Raw genomic sequence first — 25,844 nt, 5'->3', positions numbered from 1 at the left:
ACCTAGCGTCCTACTATAGTGCACTTATTAGAACAGGCTAGAACTGTGTTAACTGGCTTGAGAGAGCCACTTTTGCACAGCAGCTTTGGGATAAACGACGTCCTTAAATAGTCTATGCCGCTCAAATTTCAATGCTTTTTCAGTGCTGGGTAAACCCGCCTGAACTTGGCTGTGATGCGTGTTAAAACGCGAGATCAGCGAAAGTTTATCGCGCGCAATTTTAAGGTGGACGTTCAGGTAAGCGCGCACATCATCTGCGGTCATCAAACCTAGTGCGTCTAAGTTCATTAGCTCTTTTTTTAAAGCAGAGCGAATACCCATAGTCGATCTCCCTGTGTTGTCATAATGGAATCAATCAAACTGCAAGCAAAATACACACCAAATGCTGCATTTACATTAAAGACCACCACAATCACGAAAAAGTTTCGTCATTCATCTTAACTGCGCGGTATACTGTCGCAAAGTCGCATTGAGAGTTGTGATATGAATCAAGAATACATTGAAATTGAACTGGAAGAAGAGCCGATAGAGCTGTGTAACCTGCTTAAAGTGCTCGATTTCGCAGAAACGGGCGGACAAGCTAAGCAGCTAATTACACTAGGGTATGTGGCTGTGAATGACGAGCTTTGCACACAAAAGCGTAAAAAAATATATTCTGGTGATACCCTGCAATTTGACGGTGAGGTATTTAAATTAACCCTTTCAGAGGACGCACAACCCAACCCGCGCCCAGCACCAGAAGCACCTCGCCCATCGGCACCCAAGGCGACGGCCAATAAACCGACAAAAAGTAAAACGTCCAATAAAAAACGTAAAAAACAACCATCGGTAGATAGTAAAACTGGCCGTAGACCAATTTCATTTGGTTAGGCAAGGAGCAGATAGTGTATGAGCATTTGGTTTAAGCCTGTTACCAAAGAACTTTGTCAATCCTTAGATAAAGGCATGCATGGCAAAGGTTCATTGATGGCCACACTTGGCATAGAAATAAGCGAAATTGGCGATGATTACCTCGTTGCCACTATGCCCGCAACACCACACCATCACAACCCGATCGGTATGGTTCACGGAGGTGCCAATGTCGCGCTAGCGGAAACCGTTGCCAGTTATGCGGCAAATTTTGTCGTCGACTTTGAACGCTTTTACTGTGTTGGTCAGGAGATCAATGCCAATCATCTCAAGGCATCGCGCAACGGTATTTTGAGTGCAACAGCCAAACCACTTCACCTTGGCAAGCGCACCTCGGTTTGGGAGATTAAAATAACCAATGCCAAAGGCGAGCTGTGTTGCATATCAAGAATGACTGCGGCCGTAATTGAGCGCCCAGATAAAAAGTCGAGTCAATAAATACCATGGAACATATCGATACGCTCGTGATTGGCGCAGGTGTTGTCGGTTTAGCGACAGCGGCCAGACTCAGCCAAAACCGAGATGTCATTGTGATTGAGCAAGGCTCACACTTTGGCGAACATACCAGCAGCCGTAATAGTGAAGTGATCCATGCCGGCATTTACTACCCGAGTAACAGTGGTAAAGCACAGCACTGCGTTGAGGGTAAAGCCATGCTTTATCAACACTGTAAAGAGTACGGTGTGCCTTTTGCACAATTAGGTAAAGTGATCACGGCACAAACTGCTGAAGAAGCACAGGTACTTGAGACGCTATTTCAACAAGCCAAACACAATGGAGTCACTGACTTATATTGGCTCAGTAAAGCAGAGTTACAGGCTAAAGCGCCACAGGTCCGCGCTCAAGAAGGCCTGTTTTCGCCTTCCACAGGCATAGTAGATAGTCACCAATTGATGCTCTCTTTGATTGCGCAACTTGAGCGCAGTCAGGGCCAATATGTGCCGAATACTGAATTTGTTGCCGCTCACCCTACACCACTAGGGTTTACTGTCGATCTCAACTGTGAAGGCGAGATTTTTCAACTAAGTTGTACAAACTTGATCAATGCAGGCGGCTTATTTGCTCAGCACAATGCAGCTAAAATTTCCGGATTGAACCATACACATATCCCACCACTTCACTATTGCCGTGGCCAATATTTTAGCTATCAAGGCAAACATCCATTTAAACATTTGATCTATCCTGTGCCTCAACAGCATGGGCTGGGTATTCATGCCACACTCGATCTTGCGGGTCAACTGCGCTTTGGCCCAGATACTCAGTTTATCGAGTCACTAGACTACACGACAGACTCCAGTGCATTAGAAACATTCTATCAAGCGATACAGCGATATTGGCCAAGCGTTGACAAAAGCAAGCTACATATCGACTACGCGGGGATACGTCCTAAGCTGCAAACAGTTGGTCCACAAGATTTTGTCATCGATAGCGAAGTACAACATGGTATCAAAGGGCTGATCAATTTGTTTGGCATAGAATCTCCTGGGTTAACTGCTAGCTTGTCAATTGCTAAGTTAGTGAGAGAACAGCTCGATCCTACGGAATAAAAAAGGCGACACGAGGTCGCCTTTTTTATGCTGATTTGTCACTGTTATGTATCATCAAGTTGTTTAGCTCTTTGATCCATCAGTTTTTGGACATTTTGCGCATCTTTGACCAGCTTTTTCACTTCGCTTGGCTTCATGCTATTCATACTACCTTTGTCATCTAACTGATCCCCTTGCTCAGCTTTTTCCTTGAGTATGTCTGTATTTTCAGCAGCCATGATGGTAATTTTAGTCGGATCCAAGGTGTGTACTTGGCTATTTACTCGACTATTCGGTCTGTCTGAATAATGCCAATTACCTTTGGCATCTTGCCATTTATATATGGTCGCTTGTGATTTACTTTGTGTCTCATCACCTAGGGCACTTTTTGCAGAATCAACAACATTGTTGAGTTCACGCTTTGATTTGTCTAATAATGAATTTGCTTGCTGCTGAGCTTCGCCAAAGATCATATCGACGCTAAGATAAGGTTTACCATCTGGGCGTTTAATAATAAAAAGCGATGCCAATCCAACCAGCATCATCATGATTAATAGATAACTTGCAGATTTCATTTCGGCACTCCTTTTTGCTTGAGGCCACACTCTTATAGTATAGCTTGGTATTGCGTACAGTTTGACAATTGGGCAGAAAATTATCAATACAAAAAGGATATGAAATGACAGAGAAACACAGAGGGTGGAAATAGATAAAAAGGGAAGATTTTGAGTCGCCACCTAAGTGTGCGACTCAAGTCAAAAATTAGATGCCATCACCGTCAATATGCAAGCCACATTCGCGGTTAAGACCAAAGAAGCGGGTTTCTTCTTCTGTCATGCCAGGCTCTAATTTACGTGTCGTATGCACATCACCCATAGACACATATCCTTGCTCCCAAAGCGGGTGATAAGGTAAGTCATGTTTCGTCAAATACTGATAAACATCTCGGTTGTGCCAATCAATAATAGGATAAACCTTTACACTGCCTCGGCTAATTTCCAAGATTTGCTTATCAGAGCGTGATGAAGACTGTTGACGACGCAAGCCACTAAACCAAGTACCAACATTCAGCTCTTTCAATGCTCTAGTCATTGGCTCGACTTTATTCAGAGTATTGTACTGTTTAATACCCGCTTCGCCTTGCTCCCAAAGCTTGCCAAATTTAGCCTCTTGCCAGGCTGGGCTGTATTCGCTGCGGTAAATTTTAAGGTTTAACTTCAGCCTTTCAGTTAGTTCATCCACAAACTGGTAAGTTTCTGGAAATAGGTAACCGGTGTCAGTTAAGACCACAGGAATATCATTTTTCTGCTGTGATACGAGGTGCAGCATCACCGCTGCTTGAATACCAAAACTTGACGACAGCATATGGGTGTCAGGCAGATTCTCAAGCGCCCAAGCAACACGTTCTTCAACACTTTTTTGTGCCAACACGCCATTCGCATCGGCAAGAAGTGCCTGCTGTGTCGCTTTATCTAGGGTTAATATTTGCTTAAATTCGCTCATAGCTTGTCCTATTATGGGGCCCTATCGGGCCCTTGTTATTAAGCGTGGAAATCCGTTTTTGAAACTTTTACTTCCGCAACAATGCCTTTGCGGATCACAAAATCACCAAAGCACTCTTGCTCTTGACGCTCGCCAGCCCATTGACCGATCAACTCATCTAGTGCAGGTAGATAGACATCTTCACTGACGTTTTCTAGATAAAGTTTAGGAACACGCGTGCCTTCACGGTTACCGCCAAGATATACATTGTATTTACTAGGACCTTTACCAACAAAGCCCACTTCCGCCAACATCGCACGGCCACAGCCGTTTGGACAACCCACAACACGCATGATGATGTCATCATTTGGAATGCTGTGTTTTACCAATAGCGCTTCCGTTTTCTCTACCAATTCAGGTAAATAACGCTCAGCTTCTGCCATCGCCAATGGACAAGTAGGCAGTGCCACACATGCCATTGAACTCTTGCGCTGCTCGGTATGTGAGTCATCGATTAAGCCGTGCTCACGGGCAATTTTTTCAATCTCAGCTTTGTCTTCTTCTGCAACACCAGCAATGATCAGGTTTTGGTTCGCAGTCATGCGGAAATCGCCTTTGTGGATCTCTGCAATTTTGCGGCAACCCGTTTTCAGAGGTTTACCCGGATAATCTAAAATGCGGCCACTTTGTAAAAATAAAGTCAGGTGATGTTTACCATCAATGCCTTCAACCCAACCGAAGCGATCGCCACGGTGAGTAAATTCGTATGGGCGACTTTGTTCAAACTTCACACCTGCGCGCTTTTCAACTTCTTCTTTAAACGCATCAATACCGAATGCATCTAATGTATATTTAGTTTTTGCGTTTTTACGATTTACACGGTTACCCCAATCACGCTGTACACTGACCACATGTTCTGCTACTGCCAATGTATGCTCAAGAGGAATAAAACCAAAATCATCAGCACGGCGCGGATAAGTATTTACATCGCCGTGAGTCATTGCAAGACCACCACCCACAAGGACATTGAAACCGACCAATTTGCCTTCTTCAGCAATAGCCACAAAGTTCAAGTCATTGGCGTGCACGTCCACTTCGTTATTCGGTGGAATAGTCACTGTGGTTTTAAACTTACGCGGTAGATAAGTAGAACCTAGAATAGGCTCTAACTCCGTTGAATCTTTACGTTCGCCATTTAGCCAAATTTCTAAATAGGCACGTGTTTTTGGTAGTAAGTGCTCAGAGATCTTCGCAGCCCACTCATACGCTTCTTGGTGAAGTTCTGACTCAACAGGGTTTGTTGTACAGAGTACATTTCGGTTAACGTCACCCGCTGTTGCAATTGAATCGATACCCACATCATGCAAGGTTAAGTGCATTTCTTTGATATGCGGCTTTAATACACCATGGAACTGGAATGTTTGACGTGTTGTCAGACGAATACTGCCATAAGAGGTTTTCTCCTCAGCAAACTTATCAATGGCTAACCACTGATCTGGCTGAATGATACCACCTGGCATACGTGCACGTAACATCACGTTGTGCAGCGGCTCTAGCTTTTGCTTAGTACGCTCAGCACGAATATCTCGGTCATCCTGCTGGTACATGCCATGGAAACGGATCAGTTGGAAGTTGTCCTTGGTAAAGCCACCGGTTAACTGGTCGCCTAAATCGGTTTCAATGGTACCGCGCAGGTGCTGACTCTCTGTTTTTAAACGCTCGTTGTCAGCAAATTTAGCCGCAGGATCGTGCTTACTATTGGGCTTGTAATCTTGATTGCTCATGGTTTTTCCTAAATTCTATACAGTGACGGTAAAAGTGCGTGATGACGCCTATTAATAGACGTCTTTTTGATAACGGTTAGCACTACGCAACTCTTTCAAATACTGCTCGGCCTGCTCATCATCTTTACCACCATAGGTCTTAACGATGTCTAGCAGCGCCTGATGCACATCTTTGGCCATGCGTGTAGCATCACCACACACATAGAAATGCGCACCTTTTTCTAACCAAGCAAAAACTTCTTCGCCCTTTTCACGTAAGCGGTCTTGAACGTAAATTTTTTCTGCCTGATCCCGGCTAAATGCTAAATCCACTCGGTTTAGCAATCCTGACTTCACATACCCTTGAATTTCTACTTGGTATAAGAAGTCTTGTGTAAAGTGAGGGTTACCGAAGAATAACCAGTTATCCCCTTCAGCTTCACGGGCATCACGCTCTTGTAAAAACGCTCTGAATGGCGCGATACCAGTACCTGGACCAACCATGATCACAGGCGTATTATCATCACTTGGCAAACGGAAGTTGTCATTGTGCTCACTGAACACTTTGACCTTAGTGCCTTCCTCAACGCGATGCGCTAAGAACCCAGAGCAACCACCAAAATGCTGCTCACCAAACGCGTCAAATTCAACCAAACCCACTGTGAGGTGAACTTCTTCTTCTACCTCTGATTGGCTCGATGCAATAGAGTACAAACGCGCTTGTTGTTTACGGCAACACTCTACAAGTGATTGTGCTGCAATCTCGCTCGGATTTTGTTTGATCACATCAAATATCTGACGCGCTTCCAAATACTCACGCAGTGCCGCCTTGTCTGCAACTAGCTTCGCCAAGTCCTCATTCCCAGTGGCTGTTGCATACTTCTCTACAAACCCAGGGTATGACTGGGTTAATTCGAGCTTTTCAATCAGTGCATCGCGAACACTCAAGGTGTCATTGCCCAGCGTAACTTCACTTTCTGGTGCAATATTTAATGCTTTTAATACTTCATCAACCAGCACTTCATCGTTTAGGAAATACACCCCGAGTGCATCACCTGGTTGATAGCTGATATCAGAACCTTCTAGATCAATTTCGATATGGCGCACATCTTTAGTCGAATCACGACCTGTGATCTTCACAGCGGTCGCAATTTCAGCAGTGAATGGATTTTGCTTTGTATACTGGCTATGTGCAGCTTGCGGTGCGCCAAAAGGGGCACTCACAACATTCGTGGCACCACCTGCAGCTTGCTGTGCTTTGAGCTCTGGCTCAAATGCATCTAGCGCTGACGCGATCCACGCTTCAGCCTGCTCTTCGTAATCGACATCTAAATCAGCGCGAGCAACGACACTTTCGGCACCGAGCTTCTGTAAGCGCTCTTCAAAGTCAATCGCTGTTTGACAGAAGAACTCGTAACTTGAATCACCTAAACCTAATACCGCAATTTTAACACCGTCTAGCTTAGGTGCTTTTTTACCAACTAAGAATTCATGTAAATTTTCAGCATCTTCTGGCGGCTCACCCTCACCGTATGTCGATACCGCAACGGCAATAAATTTTTCTTTCTTTAAGTTGCCAGACTTATAGTCCGCCATGTTAACTAGCTTGACATCTAAGCCTCGTGACTTAGCTTGTGCTTCAAGCTGCGCTGCAACACCTTTGGCATTGCCCGTTTGCGAACCATATAAAATAGTCAATGGAGCAGCATCTTGCGCTGGCGCAGCTGCTTGACCAAGCACGCCACCAAGCGCCGCAGTATTGGCATTTGCAGCCAAGTAACCACTCACCCAAGCTTGTTGAATTGGGTTTAGTTCTGCCACTAACCCCTGTAACTTTTGCAGTTGTTCTTGTGAAAGCGGACTTGCCGCAGCACTCAGTTGACTTAACAACATTGTCTATTCCCCGTAACCCATTTCGTTTTACTTGCTCTGGCACTTTAGTGTGCAGGTCATTTAATAGCATGCAGGATACTGTTCCTATCTCTTAACAAAAAGAACAGTATCTGCTTTGTTATTCCTTTTAGTTATGAAAAGAAAAAAACACCAACGAAAACAGATTAAAAGAAATGTTTATTTTTTGATCTAATTTTTATTAGCATTTTAATAACGGGTGTGGAGTTTTAGCGCCCGTGATTTATTAGATCAAAATAACAAGAGAACAAAATGAAACGAAACATAAAAAACCGGGCGTATATACAAATTGCGATTTTAGCAGGTATTTACAGCTCATCAGGCCACACACAAGTTGACAATGGTAGCTTTGAACAATGGCAACAAAACACCCCAAGTAGTTGGACTACCATTGATTCAGGGATCACGACATCACCTGTTAACACCCCAGTACAGCACGGCCAAAGCGCCGCCGCTATTACCGTGAACACACCAACGCAGGGCAATACGGATATACGCCAAAGTATTGCCGTGGTTGCAGGACAAACCTATGACTTTAGCACTTGGGTTTACCATACCGAAGGGGGCGTTAAGTCACGGATATATGTTGATGGTTATCACAGCTATTCCAATGCACAGCAAACAGGGCAATGGCAACAGCTGACTTACCAATACAAGGCCAGTACCTCTAAAAACATTGAAATCGGTTTACGATTTTATGATGTTACCGGATTTGATGGCAGCGAAGTTGTATACGTTGATAACTTTTCTACCGGCACAGACGTCAATCCGCCCCCACCGCCTCCCCCGCCACCAACAGGTTGTCAGCACAACACAGTCGCCTTTAGTTTACTGACAGACAATTATGGCAGTGAAACCAGCTGGCAGTTGGAGAACAAAGCAGGACAAGTCATCAAAAGTGGCAGCGGATACAGTAATAACCAGACAGTTTCGGACACCTTGTGCTTAACAGACGATACCTACACTTTTACCATTTCAGATAGCTACGGCGATGGTATTTGTTGTTCACACGGCAATGGACACTATGAGTTTAGCCACAATGGTCAAATATTAACTTCAGGTGGACAATTCACCGCTCGAGAGCAAAAACAATTTACTTTAGGTAACGATGGTGGCAATGGCCAAGACCCCACAGGATACTATGCCACCGCAGCTGGGCTTACGGGGCTTGCTCTTAAATCCGAACTCCATGCAATCATAAAGAACCACAACAACCAAGGCTATGGGGCGCTGTGGTCTTTTATTGATCAACATGAACGCGACCGCTATTTCGAGCAAGATAACTCGGTGCTGGATCGTTATTCTGAGAAACCAAGTGGCGCAGATACCATTAACTTTGTTGCAGTCAGTGGTCAATGCGGTAGCTACCGAGCTGAGGGAGATTGTTACAATCGCGAACATTCATTTCCTAAAAGCTGGTTTGGCGGCAAGGTCGAGCCAATGAACTCAGATGTACACCATATTGTTGCCTCAGATGGTTTTGTTAATGCTAAACGCAATAGCTTCCCCTTTGGTGAAGTTGGCAGCGCCAGTTACACTTCTTCAAATGGCAGTAAGTTAGGCAGTGCATCCGGGATTAACTATAACGGTACCGTATTCGAACCCATCGATGCCTTTAAAGGTGACTTTGCTCGCATTTACTTCTACATGGCAACACGGTATGAAAATGTCATTGCCGGGTGGCACAACAAATCAAGCTACGGTAGCGATGTGCTCAATGGCACCTCAGGGTTGGTATTTGAGCCTTGGGTAATAGCCATGCTTAAGCGCTGGCATCAACAAGACCCTGTTGATGCCATTGAACGTGCTCGCAACCAAGCTGCCTATGAATATCAAGGTAATCGCAACCCGTTTGTCGATCACCCTGAGTTTGTCGAGCAAATTTGGTAGTTAAAGAGTCGTTAAATAGAAAAAAGCGGCCCAATCCATTGGGCCGCATAACATACTCAGCGCAGAGTCTACGTGAGTGTTAAAGTAGGTAAGGTAACTGTGTTCCTAACTGATAAATCGATTCGATCTTCCACCACCGCAGCGATTTAAAAGTGCACTTACCTAGGCTCTATCGTTAAGGGAGATAAAGTCATTTTGGCGTTGTTACTGGCACCCATTAAGTCTGTGTACCTGCGATTTTCAAACAGTGTATAAAACACATCTACATAGTCATCATCATTGCTAAACCAATGGCTTGGCATCGCTTTTATCAATTCATTGGTCAACTGAGGAATGATGGCATAACCCTGAACGTTGGGATCTGGAATTAATCTCATTGCCTGTGTGACGATGCTTAAAAAGGTTGATGCAAGCTCTTGATAGTTAGTATTGTCATCATGTTCCATAAATAAAACATCGGCCGCTTGCCAGCGATAGCGCTCCCAATGAATTAGGATTTGGTTAGGTGTATAGTCTTGCCCATCATGATCTAAATAAGGCAGGTCAACCACATCGAGTGCTGGCTCATCTCGACTCGGATTAACCCCATTTACAACCGCATAGACTTCAGCTGCCCCAGAGATCCAAGGCTCTTTGTCATCACTCAACCGGATCCGATTAATCACCGATGTCGAAATAGCCGCACTCGCAGGAGTTTCAGCTATGGTAGACCATGTGTTATCAGTCTTCGTCAAAGCCAATGCGCTGTGCTGTCGAAAAGTTTTTTGCATCACGGCAATTCCTTCGCGATGCACTATCTGTTTATCTAATTCAACGATTAATACCGGGCGCTTGGGCATCTGCTGTGCATCAAGTAAGTGCACTTCACCATATTGATCAAATGCCTCAACATGTAACCATTCTGTATCTTCCCCTTTTGGCGCAAATGCGACCAATGGAGACTCTCCTTGCTGCCACGCGGCCAGCATTGAGCTGTCGGCCAAACGCAATTGATAGACTTGTTGGCTGTGCTCTGTTAGCCCTTTTAATTGACGTGTCAATCGGCTCGCTTGCGCACCCAGCGTGGATGCATCTGAAGACAAGGTAGCTTGCGCTAAATTAAGTTTATTAAAACTGTTTAGTTGCTTAATCCAACTTTGCTCATTAACTGCAATATCACGCGCAACTGCTTTTGCAACCACGCGTTTAATATCTGTTACTTGAAAACTTGCAGGGTTAAACCTGTCTATTGATTGCAGTGAAGTATTGAAACTACCGTCTACTTCTGCCGGTTGCGCATTCGCTTGACCGCTAAAGAGTGAAATGGCGGCTGTCAGCGTCGCCAATTTTAGTAACTTGTTCATAACATATCCTTGAAATAATCCGTGTGTTTACGCATGAAAACCATAAAACCGGTGTTCATTCGCATAGCCAAGATAAAACAGCACACTAAATTTATCAAGATATTAATAATGAATTAACATAAAAAATTTCAGATTTTCACTATCACAATGAAATATATAAATAATATTGAGGTTTTCTAGATTGCAAAACAATCACTATTTGCGCAACAATCTCTTCTTCTTGAATAATTAACCAGCTTGCAACATAGACAGCATAAAACGACGTATGTAAATAATTGGCCTATAAAATAAGCAAAAATGGTCAGTTGGCAAAGTCACTTGCACAAAGGGGAAGCAAAAGGCAGAAAAAACATGAAAGTATTAACAGATCGTGTCTTGGCGATAAAGGGCTACACGTACCATAACCCTTTTCTTACAACCCTATTTTTCCACTGGATACAAGGTTATCTCTATACCTGCACCAATCGCAGATATACGTAATAAAGTATCGACATCAATGGCTTGAGAATAACACTTTGGTGCTTCACCTGAGACAAAACCAATGTCAAACGTACGTTTTTTACATCCTAACCACTGCTTAAGTGCAGCCTTAGAGCAGGACTCAATCAATTCACATAGGTGGTTGATGGCTTTGTTAGGGCTGTTGACTTCAGTACTCGATTCAATGCGCGCCAGCTCACGATAATCATCTTTATCATAGTGAAGTACAACCGCATTACGCCTCAGGTCCTCAACCAAAGCGGAGATATCATGTTTGGATTCTAACTCTAGGTCGACATTTAAAAATTGGATTTCTGACATTGTGAATGCGTTACCTTGCTTTATGATAGGACCGAAGGTCTCAATTGTTTATACACTGTTCACCACCAAAACGCCGCGTAACTAGCTTACGCAATTAAAGTCATACTTTTGGGTGCGACAATTTGTCACTGTGGATTTTACGCCAATTTCAATAAGCTATCAGCAATTTTGACTAAAAAACAGAGCAATGATTAAAACCGCATTAAAACCAGCCAGAAAAATACATAAATACCTTGGTTATTTACTGGCATTGCAACTCTTTGCATGGCTGCTCGGTGGACTTGTAATGAGTGCCATTCCATTAGAAATGGTCCACGGTAAACACCTTGCTAACCGACAAATAGAAAACCCATTTAATTCAAATCATTACACGGCAAGTTTGGATCAATTGACCCACCAAGTGAGTGGGCTACGCAGCATTGAGTTCAAACATTTTCTCAATACACCCCTGATCAAATTAAGTGGTGATACCGATGCCTATTTTCACGGCGTCACTGGTGAGCGGTTTCAAGCGCCAACTCAAGCTGCAATAGAGCGCCAAGCCAAAGCACATTACCTTGGCGACAGCGAGATTGCCCGCGTCACATTCATGGCAACGGGACCCAGAGAAGTACAGTATAGAAAAAATATTTGGCGCGTCGTATTTGCTGATACCCTGAGTACCACGGTTTATTTAGCTAATGACAGTGGTCATGTGATCACAGTACGCAGCACGCTATGGCGCATTTTTGATTTTTTCTGGATGTTACATATTATGGATTATGATGAAAGAGATGACTTTAACAATCCGCTGTTGATATCTTTTTCAGCCACCAGCGTTCTATTCTGTATATCAGGCATCATACTTTTATTTCAGTCTCCGCCGTGGCGACGCCGACGTACCCAGTTTAAATAAGCTGTTATTAATCACATTAATGGGATAATCTGAGGACAGTTTCGATGTTCACCCTAGGTGAGAGACATGCCCTTTGTCCCTGTTGTCATTTTATTGTTTTCCGTGTTTTTTAGCTGGTTCGCAAACGCGCAGCCATTTACGAGTTTTTATCAGGCAAAAAAGCACTTATCTCAACAACTCAGCGGATCCGCTAAAACACTTTACTGCGGTTGCGACATCACTCGGCAGGGGAAAAAGCTAGTGCCTGATCCGTCTAAATGTGGCTATCAACCGCGAAAACCCATCACTCGAAGTGGCAAACCAAATAGTCGAGCGACCCGGATAGAGTGGGAGCACATAGTACCAGCATGGGAGTTTGGCCATCAGTTACAATGCTGGCAATCTGGCGGCAGAGCGCATTGCCGTAAAGTCAGTGCCCAATTTAGGCGCATGGAAGCGGATGTTCGAAACCTAGCACCTGCGATTGGCGAAATAAATGGAGATCGCAGTAACTATCGTTTCGGCATGCTGCCAAACACGCCATACAAACATGGTGCATGTGCAGTCAAAATCGATTTTAAACAACGGGTTATTGAGCCTCCAGTATACGCACGGAAACAAATCGCCGAGGCATACTTTTACATGCAAAAAACATATGGCTTAAAAATCGCTGAAAAACAGCAAAAGCTGTTCCAAGTTTGGGCAAATTTAAATCAATAAGACGGCCTAATCCATTAATTTTTTCATGTCCTGTATTAAAAATGGTAACAGCCGCTAATTTGATTGTAATCTACATCAGCAATTGATAATTTGACTCTAGTATTGATTTTGGACGCACAATTGAAAGCATCACCCGCTGATACAGGTCTACTCAAAGAAGATCATCTGGCAATGCTTAGGAATGGAATATGAGATTGAATAACAAATTATACCTAGCACTAGGTATGGCATTTACAACTACCTTACTCGCTGGTTGCGGTGGCTCCAGTGGCGGGGCAAATAATGTAACACCGACACCCACTACGCCAGCGGTGCCAGATACAACACCGCCAACCTGGCAAGCCGGTAGATTTGATTCTTCGACTCAGTTTGCTAACCGCTGTGCTGCACCACGCAGTGGTATCGATCCATTCGAGAACGAAGCGTACCCCGATGTTGCCGGTACCGCCATGCATGAGAAAATGTGGTTGCGCTCATTCAGCCACGAAACCTACCTTTGGTACGATGAAATCATCGACAATGATCCCAATGGGTTTGCGACTGTCGCCGCTTATTTTGACCAGTTAAAAACATTTGAAACAACCGCCAGTGGTCGAGATAAAGACGAATTTCACTTCAGTGAAAGCTACGAAGACTTCAAAAAAGAATCACAAGACGGCGTGTCTGCTAGCTTTGGTATCAACTGGACTATACCGCAAACACGTATGGCCTATGTCGGATATATCGATGACAATACACCAGCCGCCGATGCTGGAGTGCAAAGAGGCGACAGATTGCTCAAAGTCGGTGATATTGACTTTGCTACCTTTAATAGTCGAGACATCGCGCAATACAACCAAGTTCTAGCAGCCTTTATACCGCAAAAAGATCAAACCGTCACATTGACTTTGTTGGGTCGTGATGGACAAGAAAAGACCGTATCATTGACCGCAAAAGACTTGGCCCTTGTTCCTGTCAAAAATAGTCAAGTCTTCGAGTTTGAAGGCAAGCAGATCGGCTACGTACAGTTTAATCAATTTGTCGCCAGTGGACAGGCCGATCTGATTGCGGCATTTAATCAATTTAGCCAGAACAACGTCGACGAGCTAGTACTCGATATGCGTTACAACGGAGGTGGTCTTGTATTCCAAGCATCTCAGCTAAGTTATATGATTGCCGGAAGCCAATCTAACAATCGTACCTACTCAGTTAAAACACATAATGACAAGCAGAGCAGTAAAAACGAGCCGCTCGGATTTGTAGATCAGTCGATAAACTGGACCACACTTGAATACAATAATGATCAACTGCCCTCTGCACAAATGAATCGGGTCTATATGTTGACCACCAATGATACCGCTTCGGCCAGTGAAAGCGTCATCAATGCATTGCGTGGCATAGACGTAGAAGTCATCTTGATTGGTGGCAATACACGCGGGAAACCGTACGGCTTTTTACCTGAGCAAAACTGTGGCACTGTGTACTATACAATTCAAACCAAATCAGCCAATGAAAAGGGGTTTGGTGACTATGAGGACGGCTTTATCGTCACCCCTCAAGCAAACATCATTGGCGAGATTGGCCTTGACGCCAAAGTGCCAGGCTGTGTGCTCAGCGATGATTTCACTAAGGAGCTAGGTGACAAAACAGAAGGGCTATTCGCTGGCGCATTGCACCATATATCTACTGGCGCCTGCCCAACCAATGAAGCATCACGACAAGCGCGCACTACTCAGACCTTTATGAATACTAACAATGCCGCGCCATTCGATTTGCCTTTCCAACCTTTGAAACATGGTGCTGTATATACCACAATCAAACAAGGCAAATAAATGACCTTTAAGCAAAGCTTTTGCACCCTAGCGGCACTCCTTGTGAGTGCCTGCCAAAGCCACAGTCAACCGCAGAGCCAACCCGCTGTGCTACAAACTGTGACGCCCTCAATTGTTGCTGAGATTAGTTCAGCTATCGTGGCATTAAAAGGGGGGGAAACCCCGACCCTTGCACATAACGTATTTACTCAATCACCTCAGTTAATTTTAACGCATGGCCAGTCAAGTGGCGGTATGGCAAATACTGCCTTATCAGCACTGCCCATTAGTACCTTTGAACTACAGCTGCGCGCAAATACCTGTGTACTCTATTATCCAAAAGCCAATAAATTTGTGCCGCTGCACTACGCCACCTGTACACCCTTTGAAGATACCAGTAAATAAGAATCAATTTAGGGATGCCACATAATTACCTAACTTGCATCCATAAAAGGGATAGGACACACTAGGGCGGTTCAGCCAAGGAGTCATATATGCACATCACCCCCGTGTCACCATTTCAGCCGCAACTACCTTACATCTATCGCAGTATGGCATTCAGTCCAGAAGTATACCAAGACAGCGATTTTGCGTATTTTAATCAACCTCTACCAAGCAAACTACAGCGTGCAGTGGCGAAGCGAAAAGCCGAATACCTAGCGGGTCGCGTTTGCGCCGCACAGGCTATACAACAGTTAGGATTACCCCATCACGTAGTGCAAACTGGCGACGACCGCGCGCCAATTTGGCCACAAGGCATTCGGGGCGCTATCACACACAGTAAAGGTATTGCGATGGCAGTGGTTACTGATAATTCAAACGTATTAGGTCTGGGTATCGACATAGAACATATGATGTCAGATAGGCAAGAACTGGAATTGCGTAGCCAAATTTTAAGAGAAGATGAAGCCGACGTATTCGAGTCCCTTGGGCAGTCTCACCATAGGCCACTGACACTGGTTTTCTCAGCAAAAGAAAGCATATACAAAGCACTCTATGGACAAGTGCAAAAGTTTTTTGGCTTTGACGCCGCCAAATTAGTTGGACATGACTCGCAACAGCTGCACTTCACGCTCACAACTGACTTACACCCTACTTTACCTAAAAGCTCGAAAGTAAGTGTTTACTACCAATACAATGATGAAATGGTACTTACTGAGTGTGTGCACCAGCAAGCTTCTTAACTCCAAATACAAAAAACGATGCCAAGGGCATCGTTTTTTATTTGCGTGGTATTGCGTCCTTTAGAAACTATATTCTAACTGCAATGCCACTTCTCGCTCCTGACCCAGCTCTACATAGTTCCAACGACGGCTGCCTTTTGAATTGAGATAGTCTTTGTCCAATAAGTTGTTCACACTCAAGAACACACCCCAGTTTTCAGGTTGATAGCCAACTCGAGCGTTTACAATAGTACGGCTTGGGATCTCTGGATCATCTAATACTCGCTGACCATTGGCATCGAGGTTTTGATAAACCGGGGCTGCAAATTGCTTTGCGCTACTTTGGTAGTTCATATTCATGTTGGCAAGCCAACCAGTTCCTGAATCATAGTCAATCGCTAAGTTTGCAGTCCAGTTAGGGCTTTTTGGAAATGCGCGACCAACAAAGTCGTCACCAGTGACGACATTCGAATCATTGAATTCAAATTCTGTGATTTCAGTTTTTGCATACCCTACACCAGCGGATAGCTGAATCGTATCTGACCAAGCGTACTCTGCACTGGTCTCAAACCCTTTAACTTCTGATTTACCCGCATTGACCACTTCTAGGTCAAATAAATTGCCTGATAACTGCACACGAACTTGTTGCTCTCGCCAGTCAATATAAAACGCATTGGCATTTAGCACCAAGGTGTCATCTAACCACGTGCTGCGCCAGCTTAATTCGTAGTTGTGAGTATATTCAGGATCATAGGTATAAATTTTATTTTTGGTGGTATTGACGCCTAGACCACCCGAGCGGTAGCCTTTTTGGTAGCTTAAACTCACAGACATGGCTTCATCAATATGATGTGTCGCACCAAGCTTAGGTAAAAAGCTCGTGAATGACTCTTCAGCGCGAGGCTGCTCGCCAGATGCACGCTCTGCGTTGGCAACGATAAGCTGATTAACACCGCCAATCAACTGTGCCATTTGCGGGTTTTGTGCAAAGTTTTGCGGATTAGGCAACACGGTTTCTGGTGCAATTTTTTGGCTCGCAACCGATGAGTTAGCGCGAGTTTCTTTGTCCCAACGCGCACCGCCAAACACTGACCACTGGTCGTTGATTTGATATACGAAATCAGCAAAAACAGCTCGGTTTTCGACTTCTTCGATTGGGTTCGTCGCGCCATTGACCAGCACAGGATCTGCACCTACAGCTTGATAAATACCAATGACCTGATTAGCCAGCGCTTCAGCCGGTAAGCCCAATTTAGTAAACTGCGCAACGAGCTGATCTTTTACGCCAGTCTCCGCAAAACCGTAGCTAATTTGCGAATCGGTTGTCATGTTGCGGTCATCATTGGCAACAAAGACACCAAAAATACCACTTAGTTTATCGCCAGAATAGGTGAACTTTACCTCGTGTCCACGTCGCTTATCATCATTCGTTTGCTGCCAAACATCAGACTTAGCAATACCAAAATCACTGTCATTTAAACGAATATAATCACTGTCGCTATATGAACCGGTATATGACACCAACCACTGTGCAGACAGGTCATAATCTAGATTCATCACCCAGCGCTGAGCATCGTTTTCCGTATATGCGTCGGTATTAATAAAAAGATACCTTTGCTCATATAAATCATTGATCGGGTATTTTGCATCTGGCGACACATTCGATTGAAACAAGGTGCCATTTTCGCTGCTAAAATTAGAATAACTCAGGCGTGCTGTGAGCGCTTTCATCGCAGAAGGTGTATATGCTAGGTTAACACGTACCATATCACTTTCTTTGTCATCCATGGTTTTATTTAACAACGGGTTGTATATATCACCATCGCGTTGTTTATGTTCAGCGGCAACACGAAATGCCAATTCGTCTTCAATTAGGCTGCCACCAAAAGCGACCGCTGCTTGTTGTTGACCGTTTTGGCCATAAATAACACGCGCTTTTCCTGATGCTGTATGTTCAGCGTCACGGGTTTTAACTACAACGGCACCTGCCAATGCACTGCGACCTTGCAGTGTCGACTGCGGCCCTCGTAAAACCTCGACTTGTTGCAAGTCCCAAGTAGAAAAAGCCCCCGCAGCTGTCATATCTTCAGATAATGCCGCACCATCCACATAGATACGCGCAAGGCCACCGTTACCGCCACCCGTAATTGTGTACGAATCAATACCACGAATACGGTAACCTGTGCTTGGATCGCCGCTCACATTAGGAGTTCGCATGGTAATGTCATAAAAGTCTTGGATATTTTCCTTTTCCATCTTAGCCGCTGTGAGTACCGCAACACTAGTTGGCGTCTCTTGCAAGCTACGATCTATTTTTTGACCTGTAACCATGATTTTTTCTAATTCTTGTTCATCAGCCAATGTCGCGCCACTGTGCGCGCCTAAAGCCAATGCAATACCGCAATACAACGGAGACAAACCAACTAATCGACCTAATGATGATGACAAAACACCCTCCTAAAAAACATAAACAATGATAATCATTATCATTATACCTTTTAATCGTATAATTAAGAAAGAGTGAAGTTAGCGGATCATTAATTTTTAATCTAATAAATGGGTAATTGGGAAATAAATGTCACAATAATTAGTATAAAAAAGCAAAAGTATGACTTTGGGAGTCAAATATACTGACTTACTAAGTCATTATTCTGTGCAATAAATGAGATTTGTTTTTGATAGCAACAATATTATCGCAGTCGCGAACGGCACCTGCGATAATATTGTTGAAGTAGATAGAATAATTAGATGGCGAGTTGGTTTGCGAGGCCATTTTGACTTTCGGTTAAACAGCCATTTTCCATTCGTAGTAAACGATCCGCCAGATGGAAGTATTTGTCATCATGGGTGATAACAAATACGGTTTTGCCCTTCGCACTCAGCTCCGGCAACAGCTCAGTGTAAAAGACATCTTTAAATACTGGATCTTGATCTGCAGCCCATTCATCAAAGATGTAAAACGGTCTATCCTCTAGATAAGTCACCACCAATGCCAAGCGTTTGCGCTGTCCTTGAGACAGCTTTTGAGTAGTAAACGCACCATCTTTAATCGCCACTTTGTGATGCAAATTGAGTTTTTTGATCAACGCATTGCCTTTTTCCTGTAACACTTTATCTTGACAATCGAGCAACCTATCAAAGAGATGGAAATCACTGAACACAGCGCTGAATAACTGACGATAACTGTCTAGATGTGCCGCTGTAATGTGTTCACCATCAACATATAAGTCACCTTCTTTAGCTGGATATAATCCACACAACAGCTTAGCAAATGTGGTTTTTCCGCTACCATTACCACCAACTAGGTAAATGATCTCGCCCTGATTAAGGGTTAAATCAATGGGGGTAAGCGCAAATACTTCGTCACTTTGTTCATGATAATAACCATGACTCAGCGCCTTGAGCTCAATGCGGTCAAATTTTGTTCTTTGTGTCTGTGATTGCTGAGCTATCAAACGCATTTGTGAGGTCATCTCAGTAATCGTGTTGGCAGATGCCTTTGCTGCTGCAGCTTTTGGAATAGCAGCTAACATCACCTCAAGTGGTGTAAGCATATATAAAAATAACAGTGCAAAACCCGACATCACTTTAGTTGTGTCTGTACCTTGGCCGGACAGGAAATACAGTGCGCCACCAATGAAGGCAAAAATACTAAAACCACCCCAAGAGGCGGCATAGTGATAAATGGTTGCACCTTGCACGCGACGGGTACGCAGCAATGTAATCGTGTCGCCAATGACTTGCTCAACAAAAATACGGCGCTTGGATTTATGTAGTTTCAGTTCTTTAGCACCATCGTATATAGAGTCAAATTGATCGTACAAAGAGTCTTGAATTTTGGCCGCTTCTGTGACCTTTTTAAATGCCGTGGCGTTGGCCAAACTATACCCTACAGATCCTACCAATAAAGTCAGTACCGCAAAAATAAACACTCGCCAGTCCAGCCAAGCCATATATGCAAAGCTGCCAAGTACTATCATTGCATTGGTTAAGATCCCCGGCAGACGTTGAAAAAACTCAGACACACGCAGGCTATGCTCAGTTAAACATGATTTAATTTTGCCAGCCCCCTGAGCTTCGACATCATCAAACTCCGCATTAACCACATGTTCAGCAACTTGGTTACGCACGGTTGCCTGACTTTGCTCAGTTAGCTGTTCAGCAAAAACTTTTGAACAGAGCTGTAAAATAACACCAGAGACTGCCAACACAGCAAAATAAGTAAATTGCTCAGACCGCGCATCTGGCGAGCTGTTTATGATTTCATTGATCAGTGCAACTAACGCCACACTGGCTAGGCCAAATAGGGTACTAGTGATGGCTGTTGCAAGAAATCGCCACCATGTGGCGCGGATTAGATTAGCGAGCACGTTACTTCTCTTTTTATTAATTCAAATTTAGGACTAGCTATAGGACGAGAATGCCCACAAAAAATTCACAGTAAAAGCGAGATTTAAAATGCGAAGTACGCTTCTTTCTAAGCCGAGTCACAACACCGACGTCTAGCCGGGAATGGTTAAGTGCCATCTCGCACAATCCAGCTTTGCAACCAAGTAAAAAATATCACTGCATTGAACACTAAATCTTTTCGTGATTGACACGTCTTTAACACACATTCACGGCTGACCGACGATTTGGCAGCAGTTAAATGACAACGCAACAAGGTTAAATTATGCATGCTGGCGAAATATCTAACTTAGCTCAGGCTCAGTCTTTAGGTGAGTTTCTATTAGATCAAGATTGTCTTTTCGTTTCTGGTGACAGCTGTTTATTGGGACAAGGGGTCAAACACAGGTTTAAATTGCCCATTGCCAATACTGACTACCTAGTGAGCGAGCTGCAAACACAGCTGCGCAATCACCAAGGAGAAAATGACAATACCATCGCCTTTGGTGTACTGCCTTTTTGCAAATATGAAATGGCGCAATTTATCATCCCTGAGCAGGTCGCTCGGTGGGACAAAAAGGTCTTCAGTCAGTGGCTCAATACCCAAATCACAGAGGGAAGCCATACCGAAAATCCGCTCAAAGCAGTTAACTACTTACAAGACAGAGTACATTTTGAGCATACAGTGCAGCAAGCCAAAGAGCTGTTCGACAAAGCGCTGCTAGACAAAATCGTACTCAGCAAGCAGGTGGAGCTTGAGTTTGAACACACAATCAATCGCAAGCATGTGCTAAATCAACTACTCACGCAAAGTCAGTCTGGGTATCACTTCGCATTTCCGACCGAAAGCGAGTCTGTGTTAATGGGCGTTAGCCCCGAATTATTGCTGCGAAAAGAAGGTGAAACAGTCACCAGTAACCCGTTAGCAGGGTCGATCCCAAGAGATCCCTGTAGCAAGGTTGAGGCGCAGCACCGTGCGGCATTATTCAGTTCAAAAAAAGACAGATACGAACATGCCGTAGTGATTGACGATATGCGTCAACTGCTCGAACCAGTATGCGATAACCTCGCAATTCCTGCTGAGCCATCACTATTACATACTGCCACCATGTGGCATTTGTCTACTGTGATCTCAGGCCACTTGAAAGATCCGAACACCCATATTTTGGCATTGGCCAATCAACTTCACCCGACACCTGCATTATGCGGCAAACCGACCAAGCCTGCATATCAACATATCTTGGATCTCGAAGGCCATGGCCGCGATCTATTTTCTGGGATCATCGGCTGGTGTGATCAGCAAGGCAACGGCGAGTGGGTCGTGGTGATCCGTTGTGGAGAACTCAAAGCACACATTGCTAAATTATTTGCCGGTGCGGGTATCGTCGCCGCTTCAGATCCCAGCTCTGAATGGTTAGAAACCGAAGCCAAACTCAAAACCATGCTGAACGCACTCTCAGTCCAGCAAGCTTATACTCAGTTTAATAAGTAACATTATGCGTATCGAATATACTCCTTGGCCAGCTGAGCTGGCCGAACAATACCGCGCCAAGGGTTATTGGCAAGATAAGCCTCTGACGAGCATTTTGTCTGAGCAACTCAATACCAATAGCCAAGGCATTGCCGTTGCTGATGGGCAACGTCAGCTGAGCTATGCTGAGCTAAATACTTATAGTGATAACCTTGCCGGTTATCTCAGCCAACAGGGCCTGCAACACGGCGACACCGCCATTGTGCAATTGCCAAACTGCCTCGAGTTTTATATCACTTATTTTGCTCTGTTAAAGCTGGGCGTCGCACCTGTTTGTGCACTATTCAACCATCAGCGAACTGAACTGCAAAGTTACTGTGAGATCTTGCAACCCAAAGCCATGATCGTTTCTTCCGCGCACGCTTTATTTAACGACGAACAGTTTACTCAAGAGTTGTTTAATCGCTTCGGCTGTCTAAACAATATCATCACAGATCACAGTAAGGGCAACAGTGAGTTAAAACAGGGTTATCTCAATAAACACGCTTTCACAGCGCCAGATCTGAACCCAGAAGAAGTCGCATTTTTTCAACTTTCAGGCGGCAGCACAGGTACACCCAAACTGATCCCGCGTACGCATAACGACTACCTCTACTCAGTAGTTGCAAGTAAAGAGATCTGTGAACTCGATGGTGATACACGCTACTTGTGTGCCCTGCCAGCGCCACATAACTTCCCTTTGAGTTCACCTGGCGCACTGGGCGTATTTATTGCTGGCGGTAGTGTGATCTTAGCCAGTGACCCCAGCCCTGCGGTGTGTTTTGGTCTGATTGAGCACTATGCCATTACTCATACGGCACTTGTGCCGCCAGCACTGCAATTATGGTTACAACATGCGCCTGCCAGTCAGCATGATCTAAGTAGCTTGCAAGTGATCCAAGTAGGCGGTGCGAAGCTCAGCCGCAGTGTTGCTGAGCAGGTAACACCAGTTTTAGGCTGTCAGTTACAGCAAGTTTTTGGCATGGCAGAGGGCCTAGTAAATTACACCCGCTACAATGATGATCCTGAGCTAATTCTCACTACTCAAGGCCGACCTATCAGCGAACTTGATGAGATTAAAATTGTTGACGAACACGGACAAGAGGTTGCGCAAGGAGAGTCAGGCCGCCTAATGACTCGTGGTCCCTATACGTTCCGAGGTTATTATAAGTCACCAACTCACAACGCCTCTGCATTCGACGATGCGGGGTTTTACAGCTCAGGTGACATTGTTAAGCAATTGCCCTCTGGGCATTTAGTCGTTGAAGGGCGAGATAAAGATCAAATTAACCGCGGTGGAGAGAAGATCGCTGCTGAAGAAGTTGAGAACCATTTACTTGGCCACGAACACATTCAACAAGTCGCTATCGTCTCTATGCCTGATGACACATTAGGTGAAAAGAGCTGTGCATTTGTCGTGGCAGATCAGGATATTAAGCTAACTACGCTGATCTTACGAAAATACCTACGTCAGCTTGGTATTGCCGACTATAAAGTGCCCGATAAATTTAAATTTGTAACCCAACTACCGTTAACCGCCGTAGGCAAAGTCGATAAGAAAGCCTTGCGTGCCACGTTCGAATAACAGAGAAAACCATGAGCATTCCAAAGTTAAATCACTATCCGTTACCACGCGACGCTGAACTGCCAGAAAACCGAGTTGATTGGCAGCTTGATTCAAACCGCGCCGCTTTGTTGATCCACGATGTACAACACTACTTTGTTGGTTTTTATGGCGAAGATAATCCGTTGATCGACTCAATGATCCAAAATATCCAAGCGCTTAAAGCTTACTGTTATGAGCATAACATCCCTGTTTATTACACCGCACAGCCAATCAAACAAGGCAAACATGAACGCGGTCTGCTCTCTGATATGTGGGGTCCGGGATTACAAGATCCAGCGCAACAGCCAATCGTTGACGCACTGGCGCCAACTGACAAAGATGTAGTTTTAACTAAGTGGCGCTATAGTGCATTTCAAAAGTGCGATTTTGAGCAGCAGCTTCGCGATCAACAGCGAGATCAGCTGGTAATAGTTGGGATCTATGGCCATATCGGTGTGATGACCACTGCAGTCGATGCCTTTATGCGTGACATAGAGCCATTTTTGGTCGCTGATGCCATTGCAGACTTTAGCAAAGAAGAGCACATGATGGCGCTCAACTTTGTTGCCAAACGCTGTGGTAAAGTAGTTTCAATGTCAGAGATCCTCGGCACACAAACTCAAGATTTAACCTCTTTTGAAGGGCTCAAGGCACACATATTGACACTGATTGAGTGTGAAGATGAAGAGTTTGACGAACACGAAAGCTTAATCGATTACGGTTTAGACTCTGTCCAAGTGATGAACTTGATCTCCCTCTGGCAACAGCAAGGGATCGAAACCAACTTTATCGAGCTAGCTCAGATCCCGACGCTTGCAGCGTGGGTAGAATTACTTGAAGAGCGTAAGGAAGACTAATGACTCTGCCACTAACTGATTCGCAGCACGCCATGTGGTTGCTGCATACCATCAGTGGTCGAGGTGAGCTATTCAATGTTGCCGAGTGCCTAGAATTTAAAGGTAAAATTTCGGCAAGTTGGCTGCAACAATCTTTGCAGCACGTATGGCAGGCAAGCGATATGCTTGCTTGTCGCTTTATCAGCGATGACAACTATACTCCAAAGCTCCATACCGACAACACTGTTGCAAAAATTATTGTTCAAGATCTCGAGCAAGATCCTGAAAATGTACTGACATTTGCACAAAGCTTTGCCAAACCCTATTTAGCAAAGCCATTTGATTTCAATACAGAAGCACTCATGAAGTTGTTTCTGCTGCGCGGCCCAGAACAAGATTACCTCGTCATTGTCGCTCATCACCTTTTATTAGATGGTTATGGGTTTGGTTTGTTCTCGCAATCACTGAACCGCTGTTACAACGCTTTAAGTAGGGGCAAAGCTTTACCCAAGTTACGCTTTACGCAGCAACAACAGCTCCTTGAATTGCACCAGAGCGACGACTACCTTGCACAGCAGAAAAAAGCTCAAGCCACATTAAATCAATGGCTTGACAATATGCCTAAGGTCCTCACCTACAGCACTTCCAAAGCCGATGTATCTGAGCCAAATCACCGCCTCACAACGACTTTTTCGCAGTCCGTATGGCACACCATTCAATCTGCCGCCCAAGTAACGCACACCACCAGCAGTGAGATTTTACTCGCCGCCATTGCTGCGACCTTGGTTGCACAGCATCAGCAATACCATGTGACGCTCGGATTGGTTATGATGAATCGCCAAGCAATGCCTGAACTAAACAGTCCCTGCGTGCAAAGCAATGTGTTGCCTCTACCGCTGCAATTGGATGAGGATGCAGACTTAAGCACGGTGGCTATACACATTAACCAACAGATCAAAGCATTGAAACAAGTGCAAAGCTACCGGGTTGAATCACTCAAGCGCGACCGTCAGAAGCAAGGTAAGTCCCTATCCATCATCGGACCCACGATTAACTTATTGCCTTTCGCCAGCAGCCCGAAATATGCAGGGGTTGAAACGTGCAGCCATATTTTAAGTGCAGGCACCACCGATGACATTATGTTGCAAATTCACCTCCTCGGCGATGCGCCCGCTACCATAGACTTTGACAGCAATACCGCGCGTTATGACAAAGCGGCAGTGGACTCAATTCAAGGGCGCATTTTTAGTGCCGCACAATTGTGGGCAACGCAGCCTAAATTATCTCTAAAATCGCTCTGCGAGCAGCTTTGTCAGAACACGGTATAAGGCGCT

General features: G+C 44.6%; 22 protein-coding genes. 13 read left to right on the top strand and 9 right to left on the bottom strand.

Annotated elements, in window-relative coordinates; translation table 11 throughout:
- Positions 1–48 precede the first annotated feature (48 nt).
- The gene (locus MHN81_RS23045; protein ID WP_023400606.1) at positions 49–321 is read right to left on the bottom strand and encodes a hypothetical protein; all 273 of its coding nucleotides are present in this window, start codon (positions 319–321) and stop codon (positions 49–51) included.
- 162 nt (positions 322–483) lie between these two features.
- On the opposite strand from MHN81_RS23045, the gene MHN81_RS23040 reads away from it, so the two are divergent.
- Genes MHN81_RS23040 through MHN81_RS23030 form a run of 3 tightly spaced genes read left to right on the top strand, consistent with a single transcriptional unit; the run spans position 484 to position 2,456 of the window.
- Positions 484–870 carry an RNA-binding S4 domain-containing protein gene (locus MHN81_RS23040; RefSeq protein ID WP_023400607.1) on the top strand — a complete coding sequence of 129 codons (387 nt, stop codon included), beginning with the start codon at positions 484–486 and terminating at the stop codon, positions 868–870.
- An 18-nt stretch (positions 871–888) separates the two neighbouring features.
- Complete coding sequence (locus tag MHN81_RS23035) at positions 889–1,347, top strand: PaaI family thioesterase (protein WP_239426819.1); 459 nt, start codon at positions 889–891, stop codon at positions 1,345–1,347.
- Between the two features lie 5 nt (positions 1,348–1,352).
- Complete coding sequence (locus MHN81_RS23030; protein ID WP_239426818.1) at positions 1,353–2,456, top strand: NAD(P)/FAD-dependent oxidoreductase; 1,104 nt, start codon at positions 1,353–1,355, stop codon at positions 2,454–2,456.
- A 44-nt stretch (positions 2,457–2,500) separates the two neighbouring features.
- Here the strand turns inward: MHN81_RS23030 and MHN81_RS23025 are convergent, their stop codons facing one another.
- From MHN81_RS23025 to MHN81_RS23010, 4 genes are all read right to left on the bottom strand, one after another.
- Entirely contained in the window at positions 2,501–3,010 is a 510-nt protein-coding gene (locus MHN81_RS23025; protein ID WP_023400610.1) for a DUF4124 domain-containing protein, read from the bottom strand.
- A gap of 187 nt (positions 3,011–3,197) precedes the next feature.
- Positions 3,198–3,938, bottom strand: a complete 741-nt coding sequence (locus MHN81_RS23020; RefSeq protein ID WP_239426817.1) for a phosphoadenylyl-sulfate reductase — start codon at positions 3,936–3,938, stop codon at positions 3,198–3,200.
- 38 nt (positions 3,939–3,976) lie between these two features.
- Entirely contained in the window at positions 3,977–5,701 is a 1,725-nt protein-coding gene (gene cysI / locus MHN81_RS23015; RefSeq protein WP_239426816.1) for an assimilatory sulfite reductase (NADPH) hemoprotein subunit, read from the bottom strand.
- 51 nt (positions 5,702–5,752) lie between these two features.
- The gene (locus MHN81_RS23010; protein WP_239426815.1) at positions 5,753–7,573 is read right to left on the bottom strand and encodes an assimilatory sulfite reductase (NADPH) flavoprotein subunit; all 1,821 of its coding nucleotides are present in this window, start codon (positions 7,571–7,573) and stop codon (positions 5,753–5,755) included.
- Positions 7,574–7,843: 270 nt separating this feature from the next.
- Here MHN81_RS23010 and MHN81_RS23005 point away from each other — a divergent pair, with 270 nt between their 5' ends.
- A complete protein-coding gene (locus MHN81_RS23005) occupies positions 7,844–9,481 on the top strand; it encodes an endonuclease (RefSeq protein ID WP_239426814.1) in 1,638 nt (545 codons plus the stop codon).
- 158 nt (positions 9,482–9,639) lie between these two features.
- On the opposite strand, the gene MHN81_RS23000 is transcribed toward MHN81_RS23005, so the two are convergent.
- Together MHN81_RS23000 and MHN81_RS22995 are read right to left on the bottom strand one after the other, a co-directional pair.
- Positions 9,640–10,824, bottom strand: coding sequence for a DUF3103 family protein (locus MHN81_RS23000; RefSeq protein WP_023400615.1), 1,185 nt, complete (start codon positions 10,822–10,824; stop codon positions 9,640–9,642).
- A gap of 420 nt (positions 10,825–11,244) precedes the next feature.
- A complete protein-coding gene (locus MHN81_RS22995) occupies positions 11,245–11,625 on the bottom strand; it encodes a hypothetical protein (protein ID WP_023400616.1) in 381 nt (126 codons plus the stop codon).
- Positions 11,626–11,812: 187 nt separating this feature from the next.
- On the opposite strand from MHN81_RS22995, the gene MHN81_RS22990 reads away from it, so the two are divergent.
- The 5 genes from MHN81_RS22990 to MHN81_RS22970 all read left to right on the top strand — a co-directional run bounded on the left by MHN81_RS22990 (position 11,813) and on the right by MHN81_RS22970 (position 16,193).
- On the top strand, positions 11,813–12,520 hold the full coding sequence (locus MHN81_RS22990) for a hypothetical protein (protein WP_239426813.1): 708 nt from the start codon (positions 11,813–11,815) through the stop codon (positions 12,518–12,520).
- 66 nt (positions 12,521–12,586) lie between these two features.
- Positions 12,587–13,219, top strand: a complete 633-nt coding sequence (locus MHN81_RS22985) for an endonuclease (protein WP_023400618.1) — start codon at positions 12,587–12,589, stop codon at positions 13,217–13,219.
- Between the two features lie 188 nt (positions 13,220–13,407).
- The gene (locus tag MHN81_RS22980; RefSeq protein ID WP_239426812.1) at positions 13,408–15,030 is read left to right on the top strand and encodes a S41 family peptidase; all 1,623 of its coding nucleotides are present in this window, start codon (positions 13,408–13,410) and stop codon (positions 15,028–15,030) included.
- The gene (locus MHN81_RS22975) at positions 15,031–15,414 is read left to right on the top strand and encodes a hypothetical protein (RefSeq protein ID WP_023400620.1); all 384 of its coding nucleotides are present in this window, start codon (positions 15,031–15,033) and stop codon (positions 15,412–15,414) included.
- A gap of 89 nt (positions 15,415–15,503) precedes the next feature.
- Complete coding sequence (locus MHN81_RS22970; protein WP_239426811.1) at positions 15,504–16,193, top strand: 4'-phosphopantetheinyl transferase superfamily protein; 690 nt, start codon at positions 15,504–15,506, stop codon at positions 16,191–16,193.
- Between the two features lie 60 nt (positions 16,194–16,253).
- Here the strand turns inward: MHN81_RS22970 and MHN81_RS22965 are convergent, their stop codons facing one another.
- Together MHN81_RS22965 and MHN81_RS22960 are read right to left on the bottom strand one after the other, a co-directional pair.
- Positions 16,254–18,620, bottom strand: coding sequence for a TonB-dependent receptor (locus tag MHN81_RS22965; RefSeq protein WP_239426810.1), 2,367 nt, complete (start codon positions 18,618–18,620; stop codon positions 16,254–16,256).
- Positions 18,621–18,916: 296 nt separating this feature from the next.
- Complete coding sequence (locus tag MHN81_RS22960) at positions 18,917–20,542, bottom strand: cyclic peptide export ABC transporter (RefSeq protein WP_023400623.1); 1,626 nt, start codon at positions 20,540–20,542, stop codon at positions 18,917–18,919.
- Positions 20,543–20,844: 302 nt separating this feature from the next.
- On the opposite strand from MHN81_RS22960, the gene MHN81_RS22955 reads away from it, so the two are divergent.
- From MHN81_RS22955 to MHN81_RS22940, 4 genes are read left to right on the top strand one after another with little or no spacing between them, the layout of a single operon-like run.
- On the top strand, positions 20,845–22,050 hold the full coding sequence (locus MHN81_RS22955) for an isochorismate synthase (protein ID WP_023400624.1): 1,206 nt from the start codon (positions 20,845–20,847) through the stop codon (positions 22,048–22,050).
- A gap of 4 nt (positions 22,051–22,054) precedes the next feature.
- Entirely contained in the window at positions 22,055–23,653 is a 1,599-nt protein-coding gene (locus tag MHN81_RS22950; RefSeq protein WP_239426809.1) for a (2,3-dihydroxybenzoyl)adenylate synthase, read from the top strand.
- An 11-nt stretch (positions 23,654–23,664) separates the two neighbouring features.
- A complete protein-coding gene (locus MHN81_RS22945; protein WP_023400626.1) occupies positions 23,665–24,531 on the top strand; it encodes an isochorismatase family protein in 867 nt (288 codons plus the stop codon).
- Positions 24,531–25,838 (top strand): condensation domain-containing protein, encoded by a 1,308-nt coding sequence (locus tag MHN81_RS22940; RefSeq protein WP_239426808.1) that lies wholly within the window; start codon positions 24,531–24,533, stop codon positions 25,836–25,838. Before MHN81_RS22945 ends, MHN81_RS22940 begins: the two co-directional genes overlap by 1 nt.
- Positions 25,839–25,844 lie beyond the last annotated feature (6 nt).

The sequence above is a fragment of the Pseudoalteromonas sp. Of7M-16 genome, from assembly GCF_022347805.1.
Classification (GTDB): domain Bacteria; phylum Pseudomonadota; class Gammaproteobacteria; order Enterobacterales; family Alteromonadaceae; genus Pseudoalteromonas; species Pseudoalteromonas luteoviolacea_F.
The sequence above is the reverse complement of the archived record's forward strand: the minus strand, read 5'-3'. Positions and strand labels throughout refer to the sequence as shown.